Origin of the sequence: Croceibacterium mercuriale (assembly GCF_000802385.1) — a bacterium.
GTDB classification, from domain to species: Bacteria; Pseudomonadota; Alphaproteobacteria; order Sphingomonadales; family Sphingomonadaceae; genus Croceibacterium; species Croceibacterium mercuriale.
On sequence record NZ_JTDN01000001.1, the window covers coordinates 329802 to 345609 of the forward strand.

Genomic DNA, 15808 nt, shown 5'->3' on the forward strand with positions numbered 1-15808 from the left:
CGCGCTCCGCGTCTCCGGCCAGGCCGATGACGGGGCTGACACTGAACGGGGCCGTAGCTCAGCTGGGAGAGCGCGTCGTTCGCAATGACGAGGTCAGGGGTTCGATCCCCCTCGGCTCCACCAGTGTCACCCGCCGGTTCGCGATGATGTATTGCGGGCGGGCCGATCCGATCGGCGCCATATTGCGCCGCTGACTGGCGCAACCCGCCCCCTTTACCTATCTGGAGCGGCATGCACTTCCTCGATCAGGCCAAGATTTATCTGCGTGCGGGTTCCGGCGGCCCTGGTGCCGTCAGTTTCCGTCGTGAGAAGTATATCGAATATGGTGGCCCCGATGGCGGCAATGGTGGGCGCGGCGGCGATGTCGTGCTCGAAGCCATCGCTGGCCTGAACACGCTGATCGACTTTCGCTATGCGCAGCATTTCAAAGCGCAGCGTGGCGGCCATGGCATGGGCAAGGATCGCACGGGCAAGAGCGCGCCGGATCTGGTGATCCCCGTGCCCGTCGGCACGCAGGTACTGGACGAGGACCGCGAGACCGTGCTGGCCGACTTTACCGAGCCGGGCCAGCGCGTCGTGCTGCTGGAAGGCGGCATGGGCGGGCGCGGCAATGCCAGCTACAAGACTTCCACCAACCGCGCGCCCCGCAACCACCAGCCCGGCATCACCGGCGAGGAGCTGTGGGTATGGCTGCGGCTGAAGCTGCTGGCCGATGCAGGCCTGGTCGGCCTGCCCAATGCGGGCAAGTCCACCTTCATCAATCAGGTATCGAACACCCGCGCCAAGGTGGGCGATTATGCCTTCACCACGCTGGTACCCAGTCTGGGCGTGGTGCAGCATCGGGACCGCGAGTTCGTGGTCGCCGACATTCCCGGCCTGATCGAAGGCGCGGCAGAGGGCGCAGGCATCGGTGACCGTTTCCTAGGCCATATCGAACGCTGCCGCGTGCTGATCCATCTGGTCGACATCTCGGACAAGGATCCGGCGGAGGCGATGCGGATCGTGGAGGACGAACTGTCCGCCTATGGTGCCGGGCTGGACGAGAAGCCGCGGCTGATCGCGCTCAACAAGATCGACCTGGCCGATGCCGAGCTGGCCGAAGGCTTTGCAGCGGAGCTGCGCGCAGCGGGCGCGGAGCAGGTGTTCCCCATTTCCGGCGCGACCGGCGCGGGCATGTCCGCGCTGATGGATGCGGTGATCAGCCATCTGCCGGCCCGCACCGCCACGGAGACCAAGACTGTCGAGTCGGAAGAAGAGCCGGCGGCCGATGGCGAGTCGTGGTCGCCGCTGGACTGATCCTGCTCTTGTTTCCTGACCGGCGGAGCCGCTAGACGCTGCCGCCATGACCATTACCCGCATGTCCGACCTTGCCGACCCGCAGATTGTGCAGCGTCTGGTGCTGAAGGTCGGCTCCGCCCTGCTGTTCGGCAAGGGCGGTGTGCCGCACGCGGCGTGGATGGCAGGGCTGGTGGCGGAGATCGCCGCCGCGCGTGGTCGCGGGCAGCAGGTGGTGCTGGTCAGTTCCGGCGCGATCGCGCTGGGTGCGGCGCGGCTCGGCCTGCCGGGCGGTGGGCGCGGCAGCCTGGCAGATGCGCAGGCGAGCGCTGCGGTCGGCCAGATCGCGCTGGCGGGAATGTGGTCCCAATTGCTGGCCGAGCATGGCCTGATTGCCGCACAATTGCTGCTGACGCTGGAAGATCTGGAGGATCGCCGCCGCTACCTCAACGCTGCGGCAACGCTTGGCCGCCTGCTGAACGCCGGCGCCATCCCTGTCATCAACGAAAACGATTCGGTGGCGACGGACGAGATCCGCTTCGGCGACAATGACCGGCTGGCCGCGCGCGTGGCGCAGGCCGCGAATGCGCAGGTGGTCATGCTGCTGTCCGACGTGGATGGCCTGTATGACCGCAACCCGAAGGAGCCGGGCGCCAGCCTGGTGCCGCGGATCACGGGCGTGACCCCGGCGATACAGGCGATGGCCAGCGGCGACAGCGGATCGGGTATGGGGTCGGGTGGCATGAGCAGCAAGCTGGTTGCCGCCAGGATCGCCACCCGCGCCGGCATTACGCTGGGCATCATCAATGGCCAGCATCCCGATCCGGTGAGCCGGGCCATTACCCATGATATCGGCACGCTGTTCCTGCCGACCCGCAGCGATCGCGGGCGCAAGGCATGGCTCGGCGGGCGGCAGCGCATGAAGGGGGTACTGGTGGTGGATGGCGGCTGCGCCGACGCACTGGAGCATGGCAAGAGCCTGCTGGCGAGCGGCATCCGCGCGGTGGAAGGGAGCTTCCGCCGCGGCGATCCCGTGGGCGTGCGCGACGAACACGGGCTGGCGCTGGCGCAGGGGCTGGCGGAATATTCCAGTATCGAGGTGGAGCGGATCATGGGCCGGCGGACAGAGGAACATGCGGTGCTGCTCGGTTATGCGCCGCGCTCGGCGGTGGTCCACCGTGACCAGCTGGTCCTGCTGTGACGACCGGCACAGCACCGCTGGCGGTGACCGGCGGAACGGGGTTCGTCGGCAGCACGCTGATCGATCTGGCGGTCCGCACCGGGGTGCCGGTGCGGGCCCTCGCCCGGTCGGAACAGCCGTCCCGGCCCGGCGTGACCTGGGTGCGCGGCGATCTGGCGGACGAGGCGGCGCTCGCACAGCTGGTGACAGGCACGCGCGCGGTGCTGCATCTGGCCGGCGTGGTCAGCACACCCGACCCAGCCGGGTTCCACCAGGGCAATGTCGCAGGAACGGAGACGCTGGTCCACGCCGCACAGGCCGCCGGGATCCGCCGCTTCGTGTTCGTGTCCAGCCTGTCCGCGCGGGAGCCGGGCCTGTCCGCGTATGGCCGGTCGAAGTTCCATGCGGAGGAACTGGTGCAGGTCAGCGGACTGGACTGGACGATCGTGCGTCCGCCCGCGATCTACGGCCCGCGTGACCGCGAGATGCTGGAATTGTTCAAGGCGGCACGCTGGGGCGTGGTGCCGATGCCGCCGGCGGGCCGGGCGTCGATGATCCATGTGACGGATCTGGCGCACCTGCTGCTGGCACTGGTGCCGGGCGGCGCGGACGTGTCGCAACGCCTGTTCGAACCGGACGACGGGCGGGCAGGGGGGTGGAGCCACCGGGACATGGCGCAGGCGATCGGCGCTGCCGTGGGCCGGCGCGTGCGGGTACCGCATCTGCCCCGCGGCGCGCTGCTGCTGGCGGCCAGGCTCGACAAGGCGATGCGGGGCGACCGGGCCAAGCTGACAGCCGACCGCGTCGGCTACATGAGTCATCCGGACTGGGTCTGCCGTCCGGGGAAGTCGCCGCCGCCGGAGCTGTGGCAGGCGCAGATCGCAACGGAGGACGGGCTGGCCGCAACGGCCGCGTGGTACCGGGCGGAGGGCTGGCTGTAGCCTGCTTTCTGCGCTAGCCGACCGGAATGGCAAATGTGAACTTCTTGGCGGTGTTCCTGGGCGCTGCGGCGTTCTTCATGTTGGGCGTGCTGTGGTACACGGTACTGCTGGGCGGCGCCTGGGGCCGCCTGACCGGCATCGGCGACGAGATGGCGACCAGGGCCAGCACGCTGGGCGGGCGACCGATGCGCCGCAACCCGACCTGGCTGGTGATGGTGCTGGTGTTCGCGTTCGAGCTGCTGATCTCGCTGACGCTGGGGCATCAGTATGCCATGACGAGCCCGTCCGACCGGGCCAAGATGATGATCGCCTTCGGGTACGGTGCCATGCTGCTGACGCCGGCGATCGGCATCATGTATCTGTTCCAGATGCGCCCGGGCAAGCTGTTCGCGATCGATGCGGGCTATCTCACCACCGGTACCGTGCTGCTGGGCGCGATCCACTGCTGGCTGCACTGACCGCCTACTGATCCGTGCTGGTGGGGTCGTTGGGGCGTATCTCCACCACCACGTCGCCTAGCTCGAACACACCGTTGGCACATTCCCAGAAGCCGATCGCCTGCTCGTTGCGATAAATGCGCACCGCATAGCCGCCATTCGCCAGCTGGTTCATCGGCTTGCCGACCTCCTCCGCCATCACCGGCCGTTCGACCAGCTGCACGCGGCCGCCCACGCTGGCGAGGTCCATCAGGTAATCGGCGATATGCGCGCCCTGCGCACTGCCGGCCAGCAGCAGCCCGGTGAAGCGCACCGGGTTGATGACATTGTTGGCCCCTGCCTGCCGTGCCAGCAACTCGTTGTCCTCCGCCCGCACCACCACGCTGATCGGCACATCCGGCGCCAGATGGCGCACGGTCAGCACGATCAGGATGGAGGAATCGTCCCGCCCGGCCGATACCAGCACGGTCTGCGCCTGCGCGATCCGCACGGCCATCAGGTGCTCGTCCCGCGTGGCATCGGCCTCGATCACGTTGCAGCCCATCTCCTCGGCCTGGGCCAGCCGGTCGCGGTTCATGTCCATCACCACGATGCAGCGCGGATCGGTGCCGCGGGCGACCAGTTCCGCCACCGATTCCGCCCCGGACACACCGAAGCCGAGCACGACGTAATGGTTGGTCAGCTGGTCCTGGATGCGGTCCATGCGAAATTTCTCCCAGCTGCGCTTGATGACGAAATTGTAGGCCGCGCCGACGAAGATGAAGATGACGGCGAAACGGATCGGCGTCACCAGCACCGCCTCCACCAGCCGCGACTGCGTGCTGACCGGGGCGATGTCGCCGAAACCGGTCGTGGTGATGGAGATCATCGTGAAATAGACGACATCCAGGAAGGAGATATGGCCGTCATAATTGTCGACCAGCCCGTCCCGGTCCAGCCAGTGGATCAGCACCACGACGAACACCAAGAACAGCGCACCCCCCAGCCGGAGGCCGACATCGGCCCAGACCGGCACCTGCAAGGCGCGCTTCAGCGGCGTGAACCGACGGGCGCGGATGCGTTGCGCGTGGCTGTCGCGCTTGTCCATGGCTACTGGCCGACCACCTCCGCCAGGCGGCCCATCGCCGCATGGTCGGTCAGGTCCACCTGCAGGGGAGTGACGGAGATGAAGCCGTCATTCACCGCCTCCAGATCGGTGCCGTGGTCCAGCGTGTGCTCCACATCCTCCAGCCCGAACCAGAAATACGGGCGGCCGCGCGGGTCGGTCCCTTCGACCAGCGAGCCGCGGGCGTAATCGTGGAAGCCTTGCCGTGCGACCTTGATCCCGCGCACCTCGGCGGCGGGAAGCGCCGGGAAGTTGACGTTGACCAGCGTGCGCCTGGCCATGGCGAAGCGGGTCAGCGGTTCGATCACCTTTGCCGCCCAGCCTTCCGCCGCGGCGAAGCCGTGGCCGGCATTGCGCAGCGCCTGGCTCATGGCGATGGCCGGGATGCCGGCCAGCGCGCCCTCCATTGCGGCGGAGATCGTGCCGGAATAGGTGATGTCGTCGGCCAGGTTCTCGCCATGGTTGATGCCGGAAATGACCAGGTCCGGCTTCCTGTCCGCGAACAGCTTGCGCAGGGCCAGGTTGATGGAGTCGGTCGGCGTGCCGCCCACGGCGAAGCGCTGGTGGCCGTGTTCGTGCAGGCGCACCGGCATGTGCAGCGTCAGCGAATGGCCGGTGCCGGACTGTTCCAGCGCAGGCGCGCACACCCAGACATCGTCCGACAGGCTGGCGGCGATCTGCTCCAGCAAAGCGAGGCCGGGGGCGTGGATGCCGTCATCATTGGTCAGCAGGATGCGCATGTCAGGCAGGCTCCAGAACTTCGATGCCGCCCATATAGGGCTTCAGCGCGGCCGGAATGATGACAGAACCGTCTGCCTGCTGGCCGTTTTCCAGCACCGCCACCAGCGTGCGGCCGACCGCCAGGCCGGATCCGTTCAGCGTGTGCGCGAAGGCGGTGCCCTTCTGGCCCTCCGGCCGATAGCGCGCATTCATCCGCCGCGCCTGGTAATCACCGCACCAGCTGATCGAGCTGATCTCGCGATAGGCGCCTTGCCCCGGCAGCCACACCTCCAGGTCGAAGGTCCGCTTGGCCGTCGCGCCCATGTCGCCGGCGCACAGCAGCATCCGGCGGTAAGGCAGGTCCAATGCCTCCAGTACGCCTTCGGCGCTGGCGACCATGTGGGCGTGTTCGGCCGCGTGGTCCTCCGCCCGGCAGATGCTGACCAGCTCCACCTTCTCGAACTGATGCTGCCGGATATAGCCGCGCGTGTCGCGCCCGGCGGCCCCGGCTTCCGAACGGAAGCAGGGTGTCAGCGCAGTCAGGCGGATGGGTGCAGACAGGTCGGCGATGATCTGCTCGCGCACCGAATTGGTCAGGCTGACCTCTGCCGTGGGGATCAGCCAGCGGCCATCGGTGGTGCGGAACAGGTCCTCCGCGAACTTCGGCAGCTGCCCGGTGCCATACACCGCCTCGTCCCGCACCAGCAGCGGCACAACGCATTCGGTGTAGCCGCGCGCCGAGGTCTGGTGGTCCAGCATGAACTGGCCCAGCGCCCGGCTCAGCCGTGCCATCGGCCCGCGCAGGAAGGTGAAGCGGGTGCCGGACATCGCTGCGCCAGTCTCGAAATCCAGGCCCAGCGCGGGGCCGAGATCGGCGTGTTCCTTCGGCGTGAAGTCGAACTCGGGCGGGGTGCCCCAGCGGGCGACCTCGACATTGCCGGCCTCGTCCGTGCCATCGGGCACGTCGGCGGCGGGGATGTTGGGCAGGGCGGCCAGCACGGCATCAAGCCCGGCCGCCGCATCCCGCTCGGTCTGCTCCAGCGCGGGCAGGTCGGTCTTGAGTGTGGCGACCTCCGCCTTCAGCGCGTCCGCCGTCGCGGTGTCGCTCTTGGCCATGGCCTGGCCGATGGCCTTGGACGCCTCGTTGCGGCGCGCCAGGGCCTCCTGCGCGGATGTGGCGGCGGCGCGGCGCTGTTCGTCCAGTTGCAGGATGCGGGCGCCCACGGGCTCCACGCCGCGGCGGGCGAGGCCGGCATCGAAGGATTGCGGGTCATCGCGGATCAGGCGCAGGTCAAGCATGGCTTGCCTATGCCGGGGGGCGGGGCTGCTTGTCCAGAGCGGCGCTAATCACGCAGGCCGGTTCACGGCCGCAGCGTCGCCAGCACCTGCAGCACGGCGGCGTAGTAATCGTCGGACAATGTCGCCGGCGCTGTTCCGCCGGCGGTCAGCGCGACGATCGCCTCCACCCCGGCACTGGCGGCATACTCCGCCGTGGCCCCGCTGGTGACATCGATCCAGGCCGGAATCACCTGCCCGGCGCCGCGCCGCGCCCGCCAATACTCCACCGCCGGCCGCGCCAGTCCGCTGCGCCCGCCAAGCTGGGCGTAGAGCGGCACCCGCACGGCGTCGAAGCCGAACCAGGGCGAGCGGTCGGGCGCCGGCCGCAGCGATCCGTTACTCGCCAGTTCCACCCAGTCGGTCGGCAGCTGATGCTGACCGAACCGCGCCTGCGTCAGCAGCCAGGTGCCGTCGGCGATGATCCGGTCCCAGCCTTCGCCGGCTGCCTGCCGATGGAACGCATCCAGCGCCGGCCACACGTAATAGGCCGGGTTCAGCGTCGCACGCTCCCCCGTGACGAAGCCGACCACGCCCGGCAGCAGCAGACGCTTTCCCGCCAGCGTCACCGTCGCCCGCGCCAGGATCGCTGCCCGCATGATCGCCGCCTGCGCCAGCCAGTCACGCTGCTTCCATTTCGCGCCGGCCACGCCCAGCGCCCAGGCGACCAGGATGTCGCCATCGGTGGCATTGTTCGGATCGTTCACCGGCGGGGTAGCGGCCGGGTCGTAGCGCCAGGACAGCAGCCCCTCCGGCCGCAGCAGCGTGGTCCGTGTCCACTCCCACATGCGGGCGAAGCCATCGCGGTCACCGGCGAAGGCGGCCATGACCATGCCGTAGCCCTGGCCTTCGGAATGGCTGACACCCTTGTTGCCATTGTCGATGACCCGGCCGGACGGGTCGAGGAACCTTCCGCCGAAACCGGCCCAGCTGACGGGGACGGCGCCGGTCTGCGTCGGGCTGGGCGTGGGGGTCGGCGGCGAGGCCGAGCTGTCGCTGCCGATGCAGGCGCTCACCACGCCGGTCGCGGCGCCGATGCAGAACAGCCGCCGGGTCACCGCCTGTCGCACCCTAGTCCCCATTGCCCAGCTGCTGGCGGATACCGATGGTCGAGGTGAATTCATTGAAGATCCCGAATGTGTCGTAACCCAGATCGCCGACGATGCGTGTACGGGGGCTGACCTGATAGGTCGCGCGGCCCCTGCCGGAGAAGGCGAACCCGGTCTGGCTGAGCGCATCGTAATAGCTGCGCACATCGGTGTTGATCCGCTTCAGCGCATCCAGCTGCGCCTGTGCCGCGGCATCGGTGGGGTAGATCGCGGTCTGGTCCTGGTCGAAGCTCTGATAGCCCGGCGCCGCCTGCAGTTCGACCTCCAGCCGGTCGCTCGTATGGATGTAGCGGAGCGGGAAGCTGACCGCGAGGAACGTCTGCGGGCTGAAATAGCCGCCATGGCCGAAGGTGAAGTTGTTCTGGTTGTTGTCGTAAGCCTGATAATTGAGGTTGGCCCCGGCGATGATCCGGTCGTTCGCGCCCTGATGCAGCAGCAGGTAGCCACCGACATTGGCCTGCAGGCTGTCATTGTTCGCCACCGCGCGGCCGCGATACTGGTGATAGGCGAGGTCGCCATACACGCCGTTGCCATTCTGGTCCCATGACAGCGACACGCCGCCGCCGGTCTGCATCACCTGGCCCCAGAAGTCGCCCGTTACCGGATCCCGGGTGCCGGCGTAGGACAGGATGGTGTCGTCCACCGCCTGCCGTTCCACCCAGGCGCGCGCGCTGGTGCTGGGGCCGAGCCGGGGTTTCAGCTCCAGCCGGCCGGTGATCTCCTGATATTCGAAGCCCAGCGGGGTGGTGCCGATCCGGGCATCCAGCAGATCACCGGCATAGAACAGGCTGGGCGCCACGCCGGCTGCATGCTGCGTCGGCGCTAGTGCCAGCGGCGTGGGCAGTTCGTCGACGATGGCTTGCGCCTCCGCCGTCGCATTGCGGCCGAAGCGGGCTTGGGCGGAGCGGGAGGGTACGCCGCTGTCGAGCGCGACCAGTTCCGCCTCGACCCCGATGCGGCCGCGGCCGAGATCGGTCGACACGCGCGCCGTGCCGTTCAGCTCGCTGAGCGCGCTCAGGCCTTCCTCGCCCGAACGGTCGCGGAACCCGGCATCGACCTCCACGCGCGGCCCGGCTTCGTTGCGCAGCGTGCGTAGGTCGCTGTCGATCCGGGCCAGCACCGGATCGGCCGCCAATGCCGGTTCGTCCTGTGCATAGGCCTGTGGAAAACCTGCGGAAGCCATGGCGCCGGGCAGGCGCGTCTCGCCTGCGGTGAGCGCGAATGGGTTGATGCTGGCAGGAGCGGGCGCCAGCGCCTGCTGTGCGCGGAACGGATTTGTGCCGAGCGCCGAACTGGCAAACGGATTGCCGGCCGACAGGTCGCCCAGCGCCAGTCCCTGGCTGCGGCCATAGAACAGGCGCGCCTGTTCCAGCAGTCGCACTGCACGCCGCTCGTCACCCCGGGCCCGCGCCAGATCTGCGGCGGCCAGATAGACCTCGTGATCCTCCGGCGCCTGCGCCATGGCCCGGCGCACCGCATCGTCCGCCAGGCTGTTGTCGCCCGCCGCCGTGGCCGTGCGCGCCAGGCCGAGCAGTGCCGGCACGTCGTCCGGCTCCCGCGCCAGCAGCAGCTGGAACGCCTGCGCGCCCTGCGCCGGCATGTTGCCGGTTTCGTACAGCAGGCCCAGCTGGAACAGCACCTCCGTGCTGTTCGGCTCCACCCGCCAGGCATTCTGCAGCAGGTCGAAAGCTTCGGCCAGCCGGCCGTCCTGCCGCAGCCGGTCCGCCCGCGACACGGCAAGCACGGCATCCAGCCGCTCCACCTGTGTCGGCCCCAGCCGCTGCCGGGCACCCGCCAGTGCGGCGCGGGCTTCCGCATCCGCACCGGCGCTCGCCAGCACGCGTACCAGCGTCTCGTAACCCGCCGCATCCACCGCGCCGCCGGACAAGGCCGCTCGCGCCAGTTCCGTCGCACCCGCCGGATCGCCGGCGTCCAGCAGCGCCTGTGCGATCTGCGGCCGCCGGGCGGCATAGGCCGGGTCGGCGGCGAGGCGGCGCAGCGTCGCGCCGGCCTGTCCCGCCTGCCCCTGTGCCGCCAGCGCGCGCGCTTCCTCCAGCTGCCGGTCCAGTTGCAGGGTGCCGGCGAAGCTGCGCACCAGCGGCGACCGCTCCGCGTCGGGAATGCGATCGACCAGCCGCTGCGCCTCCAGCGGGCGCCCGAGTTCCTCCTGCAGCAGCGCTGCGGCATATAGCGCATCGGCGGTGCCGATGCCGGACAGCGCGGCGATCATCGAATCGCCCTCGGCCGCCCGGCCACGTGCGATCAGCCAGCGGCCGAACTCGTAGCGGATCCATGGATCGGCAGGATCGAGCAGCAGGCCGTTGACGAAGGCCGCCTCCGCCGTCTCGGCATCGCCGGTGCGGGCGGCGGCCAGCGCACGGTTGCGCGCCGCGCGGCTTTGCAGCTGACCCGCCTCTGCGCCGGGATCGGCGCCCGCCTGGGCCAGGATGTCGGCCGCATCGGCGTAGCGGCCCTGCTGCTCGTAGATCTCGGCCAGCAGCAGCAGCGCCGGGGCTGGCGTCTCGAACCCGCTGCGCACCAGCGCCTGTGCCTGCGTCTCCGCGCCGGTCAGGTCGCCGGCCGCCAGCGTGGCGCGGGCTTCCTCGATCCCGCCATAGAAGCGCGCGCTGCGCAGCGCGTCGGCCCATTGCGCCGCGCTGCCCAGAGCGGTCGCCCGGGTCAGCAGGTCGCGCGCCTCCACGAAGCGGCTCTGCCGCAGGCGGACGATGCCGAGCCCGCCCAGTGCCTCGTCATCCGAACGGCTGCGGCCCAGCGCGGCCTGGAACAGATTGGCGGCACGATCCAGCTGGCCTGCCTCCAGCGCCCGGAAGCCGGCCGCGCGATCCTCGCCACCCGTCTGGCGCGGTGCGGCCGGCCGCGATGCCGGTCGCGCTGGCGCGGCGGCAGGGGGGCCGGTCCGCGTGGCCGGAGGCGCAGACGGCGCAGGAGCCGGGCGGGGTGCGGCCCGGGGGGACGGGGCGGGAGTGCCGCCGCCGGCCACACCGCGCCGCGCCTCCGCATTGGCAGGGTCGATCTGCAGCACGCGGCGGTAGGCGTCACGCGCGCGGTCCTCCCGCCCCTGGCTGCGCCAGTAGCGCGCCTGCGCCAGCAGCGTCTCCACGCCGGTCGCCTGTGCCTGCGCGGCGTCGGTTGGCAGGATCGTGCCCCCCATCGCCAGCGTGCCGGCGCCCAGCAGCAGCGCAAGGCTGCGCTTCACCTGCCGGCTCATGCCTCGTCTCCCTGAAGCCGGCGGGCGGCACGGCGGCGCAGGACCACCAGCAGCGGGCCAGCCACCAGGGAGGCGATCAGCAGGCCACCGGCGGCGAGCAGCAGCGGATACTGGCTGAACCAGTAGGCGATGCGGACCCACAGCGGCAGCGATCCGCTCCAGTAGCCCGGTCCGACGGCATAGCTCGACATGCCCTCGCCGTTGAACACCGACAGGTCGCCGCCGATCTGGGCGTTGATCTGCAGGTCGGCCATGTTCTGCACCAGCAGCGGCAGCAGGGCCGGGTCGTCCGCCAGGATGGCCACCACGGATCGCGCGCCATTGTACGGGGACTGGAAGCCCACGATGCCCTGGAACCCGTCCAGCGTGGCGACGAACTCGGCGGCCTTGCCCTGCTGGTCGGAGAAGGGGGTGTAGCCGTCAAAGGCGCGCGCGACGGGCGAACCCTGCACCACGCTCAGCCGTCCGCCGCTGCCCGAAACCGGGGCATTGGCGAATAGCGGATTGTTTTCCGCCAGCCGGGTACCGCCCAGCACGATCACGTCCAGCCCGCGCAACTGCGCTTCGCTGCCGTCCGCCACCACGCGCACGCGGGTGGCGGGGGCGCCGGTCGCATCGCCGAACCGGCCCATCAGCACCAGGAAGGCGCGGATCGTCTCGGCCGTCGGCGCGCGGCCCAGCACCACGGCGGTGCGCGCCAGATCGGGATGGATGGTGAAGGGGTAGCCGGCATTGGCGAAGCTCGCCAGATTGGGCATCCGCAGCGCGTGGTAGGCGTCGGTCAGGTCGATCGTGCTGGTCGGCAGCACGGCGGTGCGGACGTTCTCGGGCAGGGTGCCGCTGCATTCCTGCCTGTTCGCCAGCACCATGTTGTAGTCGAACACCAGCTCGTTCTGACCATACAGGTCATAGCGCGGCAGGGTGATGCGGGCATCGCTGGTCAGCGAACTGGCGGCGGAATTGCCGAACAGCGGCTCCCACCAGCTGGCACGGGCCAGCGGCAGGCTGCGCTGGAACTGGCCGTTCAGCGACACGTCCATGCGGCTGCCGCGCTTGTCCATCCAGTCCGCCTGGGGGTAGCGGTAATCGAGATCGAGCTGGCCACCATCGCGCGGCCAGAAGAACAGGTCGGGCGCGGCGCGGAACTGCACGGACAGGGCGCCGGGACGCAGGCCCATGCCCTGCAGGCTGTTGGCCGCGACCAGCTCGCCCAAAGCTACGGGCCGATCGGTGCGCAGCCAGCGTGGCGCGCCATAGGCCGGGTAGGCCGGGATGCGCGCACCGTTCAGCTGGGCATCCGGCCCGCGGAAGGCGACCCGGCCGCTGGCAATGGCGGCCGCCGCCAGCTTCAGTTCCCGGTTGCTGTTGCCGCTGACGACCAGCAGCTGGCCGAACGGATCGGCGGGATTGGTGATGATCCGCGCCTGTGCGCCGCTGACGGGCAGGGTGATGCCGGGCAGGGACTGGCCTGCACGCAGGAACACCACGGCGTCACCGCGCGGCAGCTGGCCGACCATCGGCGGGAAGTCGAACCCGCGATAGCTCGCCTCCGCGCCCATCCAGCCGGCGATGGCAGCCGCCGCCTCCAGCATGGGGGCATCGGGCGCGCCGCCGAAGACGAAAGGCAGCACCAGCGTCTGCGTCTGGTCCGGATCGAACAGCGGGCGGGGCAGGCGGGCGAGGTCCGGCGGCAGGCGAAGGCGCTGCACGTCCAGGTCCAGCCATGACCGCACATTGCTGACATTGGTCCACAGCGTGGAGTGGAACGGATCCTCGCAATCGCGGGTGTAATGGCCGACCAGCCGCAGGTTCAGCCGGTTGTCGCCGGCCAGGAACAGCGCCGGGTTGACCGGGATGGTGACCACCCGCCCGGCCGCCTCCGCGGCGGTCAGGGGGATCACCTGCACCACCTCGTCATTCAGCAGCACGACCAGCTGGCTGAGATCGGCCAGCATCGCCGGGCTGCTGGCGAAGCTCAGCACCATGCGCGCGCCGGTGACGACCTCGTCCTGCCGCATGCCGAACGGGATGCCGATCTCGCCCCGGGTGCCTTCCAGCCGGATGGGACGCTGGATGCGCAGGTCGCGCAGGGTGAGCACGCGGCGGCTGGTGCCGGCACCGGCGCCGGCTGCCGGTGCGCCGGCGACGGGTTGCGTGGCAGCCTGCGCCCTGGCAGCGCCGCCCTGGCCCGGCAGCAGCAGCAGACCCGCCAGCAGCAGCGCGATCGCGCCGGCGGCCGCGGGCAGGGTGCGACCGCGAGTGCGGACGACCGGCTCCACATCGGCCAGGCCGGGCCGTCCCGCGCCGCGCAGCGCGCCCTGGCGGCCGCCCAGTTCCTGCTCCAGCTTGCGGTTCTCCTCCTCCTGCACGCGGATGGCGACCGCTTCCGCGCGGCGTTCCGCCCGGTTGAAGCCGAGCAGGCGCCCGATCGTGACAAATGCGATCACCAGAATGTCCTTGAAAGCGGTCAAGGCGGGCACCTGCCGCCGGGGAGTTGTTCGGGTCCAGGCATCGGCGCGGCCCATGACGGCACGCACCAGCTGGCGTTCCTGCCTGAGGTCCAGCCGCGGGAAGCGCACGCGCACCGTGCCGTTCTTCAGGCTGACCGGCTGCACCGGCAGGGTCAGCGTCTCGTGCGCCATGGGCATGGACACATGCGTGGCGGCCCACGTGCTGGTATCGACCAGGATGTCCTTGGGCAGCAGGGCGGTCAGCCCGCCCATGGAGATCTCCTCCGTCCGGCCGTCCAGGATGTGGCCGTTGGCGAAGTGGATGGTGCAGGGCAGGTCGGCCGGAATACGCACGAAACGGCGGGCCTGCCGCACTTCATAGGCGACGGAGACGGCCGCGATCAGGATCAGCAGGCTGAAGGTCGCCCAGGCCGCGTTCAGCGCGAAGGTGTCGCCCTGGATGTCGAACAGGTGGGGATAGAACACCAGCTTCACCGCGCCCCAGCCCACGCCCAGCACGATCAGCCCGATACACAGCAGATGCGGCCGCACCGCCTGCCGGTCGAAAAAGCTTTGGTCCAGCGTCTCGCCCTTGTCGGTGACGTTGAACTTGCCCTTTCGCGGCTGGAACCAGGTCACCACCGTAGGCCTGACCAGGTGGAAGGCGATCAGCGTTTCGTAGATCTCGCTCCAGAACGGGCGCCGGTCCGGCCCGTGCGTCAGGCTGCCCGCCACCATGGAACAGTACAGATGCGGCAGGGCATAGGCGAAGATCATGGAGGCGGACGCCTGGATGATGTTCGCGCCGAACAGCAGGTAGGCCAGCGGGCTGGTCAGGAACACGATGCGCGGCAGCGGAAACTGGAAGTGCAGCATCGCATTCAGGTAACAGAGCCGCTGCTGCCAGCTGAGGCCCGGGCCCAGCAGCGGATTGTCGATCCGCATGATCTGCGTCATGCCGCGCGCCCAGCGGATACGCTGGCCGATATGCAGCACCAGCCGCTCCGTCGCGAGACCTGCGGACAGCCGCGTGTCGAGATAGGCGGTGTTCCAGCCGCGCCGTTGCAGCTTCAGCGCGGTGTGCGCATCCTCCGTCACCGTCTCGAACGCGAAGCCGCCGACATCGGCCAGGGCGGCACGCCGGATGATGGCGCACGATCCGCAGAAGAAGGCCGCGTTCCACAGATCGTTGCCCTTCTGGATCGGGCCGTAGAACAGGTCGCCTTCGCCCGGCTGGTCCTTCACGGACCGCAGGTTGCGCTGCACCGGGTCGGGCGAATACATGTGGTGCGGCGTCTGCAGCAACGACAGCTGCCGGTCCTTCTGGAACCAGCCGACCGACAGCTGCAGGAAGGCGCGGGTCGGCACATGGTCGCAATCGAAGATCGCGATCAGCTCGCCACTGGTCTTGCGCAGCGCGGTGTTGAGATTGCCGGCCTTGGCGTGGTGGTTGTCCGCCCGGGTCAGATAGCCGCAGCCGACCTCCCGCGCGAAGTTCTGGAACTCCGGCCGCTTGCCGTCATCCAGGATGTAGACGCGAAACCGCTCCGGCGGGTAATCCATGTCCAGCGCCGCGAACACGGTGGTCCGCACGATCGCCAGGCTTTCATTGTAGGTCGGGACATAGACGTCGACCAGCGGCCAGCTCTCCGGCTCGCCCTGCAGCGCCACGTTGCCGCGTTCCAGCGGCCAGGCGGTCTGCAGCAGGCCCAGCACCAGGATGATCCAGGCATACAGCTCCGCCGCATACAGGCCCAGGCCCAGCAGCGTTTCCAGCGGGCTGTCGAAGGACAGCGTCTGCGTGGTGCGCCAGAAGATGTAGCGGGTGGACACGATCAGGCTGAGGATGCCCAGCGTCAGCAGCGCGGAGCGGGTGCGCCGGCTGGCCAGCCACACGGCCCCGGCGATGGTCAGGAAGGCAAAGGTCCACTGGTCGCCCAGCGCCAGCGGCACGCCCACCACCAGCACGGCCATGGCGGCGACTGCGACCCACACGATGCCGCGCGCCGCGCGGCTGCGGGGCATCG

The 15808-nt window shown here is 69.7% G+C and carries 10 protein-coding genes and 1 tRNA gene; 5 read left to right on the forward strand and 6 right to left on the reverse strand.

Annotated features, from left to right (window positions below):
- Nucleotides 1–47 precede the first annotated feature (47 nt).
- The 5 genes from PK98_RS01575 (at nucleotide 48) to PK98_RS01595 (ending at nucleotide 3854) form a co-directional block, all read left to right on the forward strand.
- A tRNA-Ala gene (locus PK98_RS01575) sits at nucleotides 48–123 on the forward strand.
- Between the two features lie 108 nt (nucleotides 124–231).
- Complete coding sequence (gene obgE, locus PK98_RS01580) at nucleotides 232–1296, forward strand: GTPase ObgE (RefSeq protein WP_039093773.1); 1065 nt, start codon at nucleotides 232–234, stop codon at nucleotides 1294–1296.
- Between the two features lie 46 nt (nucleotides 1297–1342).
- Nucleotides 1343–2476 (forward strand): glutamate 5-kinase, encoded by a 1134-nt coding sequence (gene proB, locus PK98_RS01585; RefSeq protein ID WP_039093774.1) that lies wholly within the window; start codon nucleotides 1343–1345, stop codon nucleotides 2474–2476.
- Nucleotides 2473–3396 carry an NAD-dependent epimerase/dehydratase family protein gene (locus tag PK98_RS01590; protein WP_039093776.1) on the forward strand — a complete coding sequence of 308 codons (924 nt, stop codon included), beginning with the start codon at nucleotides 2473–2475 and terminating at the stop codon, nucleotides 3394–3396. Before proB ends, PK98_RS01590 begins: the two co-directional genes overlap by 4 nt.
- A 26-nt stretch (nucleotides 3397–3422) precedes the next feature.
- Nucleotides 3423–3854, forward strand: a complete 432-nt coding sequence (locus tag PK98_RS01595; protein ID WP_039093778.1) for a DUF1761 domain-containing protein — start codon at nucleotides 3423–3425, stop codon at nucleotides 3852–3854.
- A 4-nt stretch (nucleotides 3855–3858) separates the two neighbouring features.
- On the opposite strand, the gene PK98_RS01600 is transcribed toward PK98_RS01595, so the two are convergent.
- The 6 genes from PK98_RS01600 to bcsA form a co-directional block, all read right to left on the reverse strand.
- Nucleotides 3859–4920, reverse strand: a complete 1062-nt coding sequence (locus PK98_RS01600; RefSeq protein ID WP_052207872.1) for a potassium channel family protein — start codon at nucleotides 4918–4920, stop codon at nucleotides 3859–3861.
- A 2-nt stretch (nucleotides 4921–4922) separates the two neighbouring features.
- Complete coding sequence (gene surE / locus PK98_RS01605; protein WP_039093780.1) at nucleotides 4923–5678, reverse strand: 5'/3'-nucleotidase SurE; 756 nt, start codon at nucleotides 5676–5678, stop codon at nucleotides 4923–4925.
- Nucleotide 5679: 1 nt separating this feature from the next.
- Nucleotides 5680–6957 carry a serine--tRNA ligase gene (gene serS, locus PK98_RS01610; RefSeq protein WP_039093782.1) on the reverse strand — a complete coding sequence of 426 codons (1278 nt, stop codon included), beginning with the start codon at nucleotides 6955–6957 and terminating at the stop codon, nucleotides 5680–5682.
- A 62-nt stretch (nucleotides 6958–7019) separates the two neighbouring features.
- On the reverse strand, nucleotides 7020–8075 hold the full coding sequence (locus PK98_RS01615) for a glycosyl hydrolase family 8 (protein ID WP_039093784.1): 1056 nt from the start codon (nucleotides 8073–8075) through the stop codon (nucleotides 7020–7022).
- Entirely contained in the window at nucleotides 8065–11331 is a 3267-nt protein-coding gene (locus PK98_RS01620; protein WP_039093786.1) for a cellulose biosynthesis protein BcsC, read from the reverse strand. Before PK98_RS01620 ends, PK98_RS01615 begins: the two co-directional genes overlap by 11 nt.
- A complete protein-coding gene (gene bcsA / locus PK98_RS01625; protein WP_152608588.1) occupies nucleotides 11328–15806 on the reverse strand; it encodes a UDP-forming cellulose synthase catalytic subunit in 4479 nt (1492 codons plus the stop codon). The genes PK98_RS01620 and bcsA overlap by 4 nt, the downstream gene beginning before the upstream one ends.
- Nucleotides 15807–15808 lie beyond the last annotated feature (2 nt).

Excerpts from the sequence above, each read along its gene's own strand:
- PK98_RS01620 (WP_039093786.1), bottom strand. The coding sequence starts at position 11,331 with ATGAGCCGGCAGGTGAAGCGCAGCCTTGCGCTGCTGCTGGGCGCCGGC.
- proB (WP_039093774.1), top strand. The coding sequence starts at position 1,343 with ATGACCATTACCCGCATGTCCGACCTTGCCGACCCGCAGATTGTGCAG.
- PK98_RS01615 (WP_039093784.1), bottom strand. The coding sequence starts at position 8,075 with ATGGGGACTAGGGTGCGACAGGCGGTGACCCGGCGGCTGTTCTGCATC.
- PK98_RS01595 (WP_039093778.1), top strand. The coding sequence starts at position 3,423 with ATGGCAAATGTGAACTTCTTGGCGGTGTTCCTGGGCGCTGCGGCGTTC.
- PK98_RS01600 (WP_052207872.1), bottom strand. The coding sequence starts at position 4,920 with ATGGACAAGCGCGACAGCCACGCGCAACGCATCCGCGCCCGTCGGTTC.
- obgE (WP_039093773.1), top strand. The coding sequence starts at position 232 with ATGCACTTCCTCGATCAGGCCAAGATTTATCTGCGTGCGGGTTCCGGC.
- serS (WP_039093782.1), bottom strand. The coding sequence starts at position 6,957 with ATGCTTGACCTGCGCCTGATCCGCGATGACCCGCAATCCTTCGATGCC.
- bcsA (WP_152608588.1), bottom strand. The coding sequence starts at position 15,806 with ATGCCCCGCAGCCGCGCGGCGCGCGGCATCGTGTGGGTCGCAGTCGCC.
- surE (WP_039093780.1), bottom strand. The coding sequence starts at position 5,678 with ATGCGCATCCTGCTGACCAATGATGACGGCATCCACGCCCCCGGCCTC.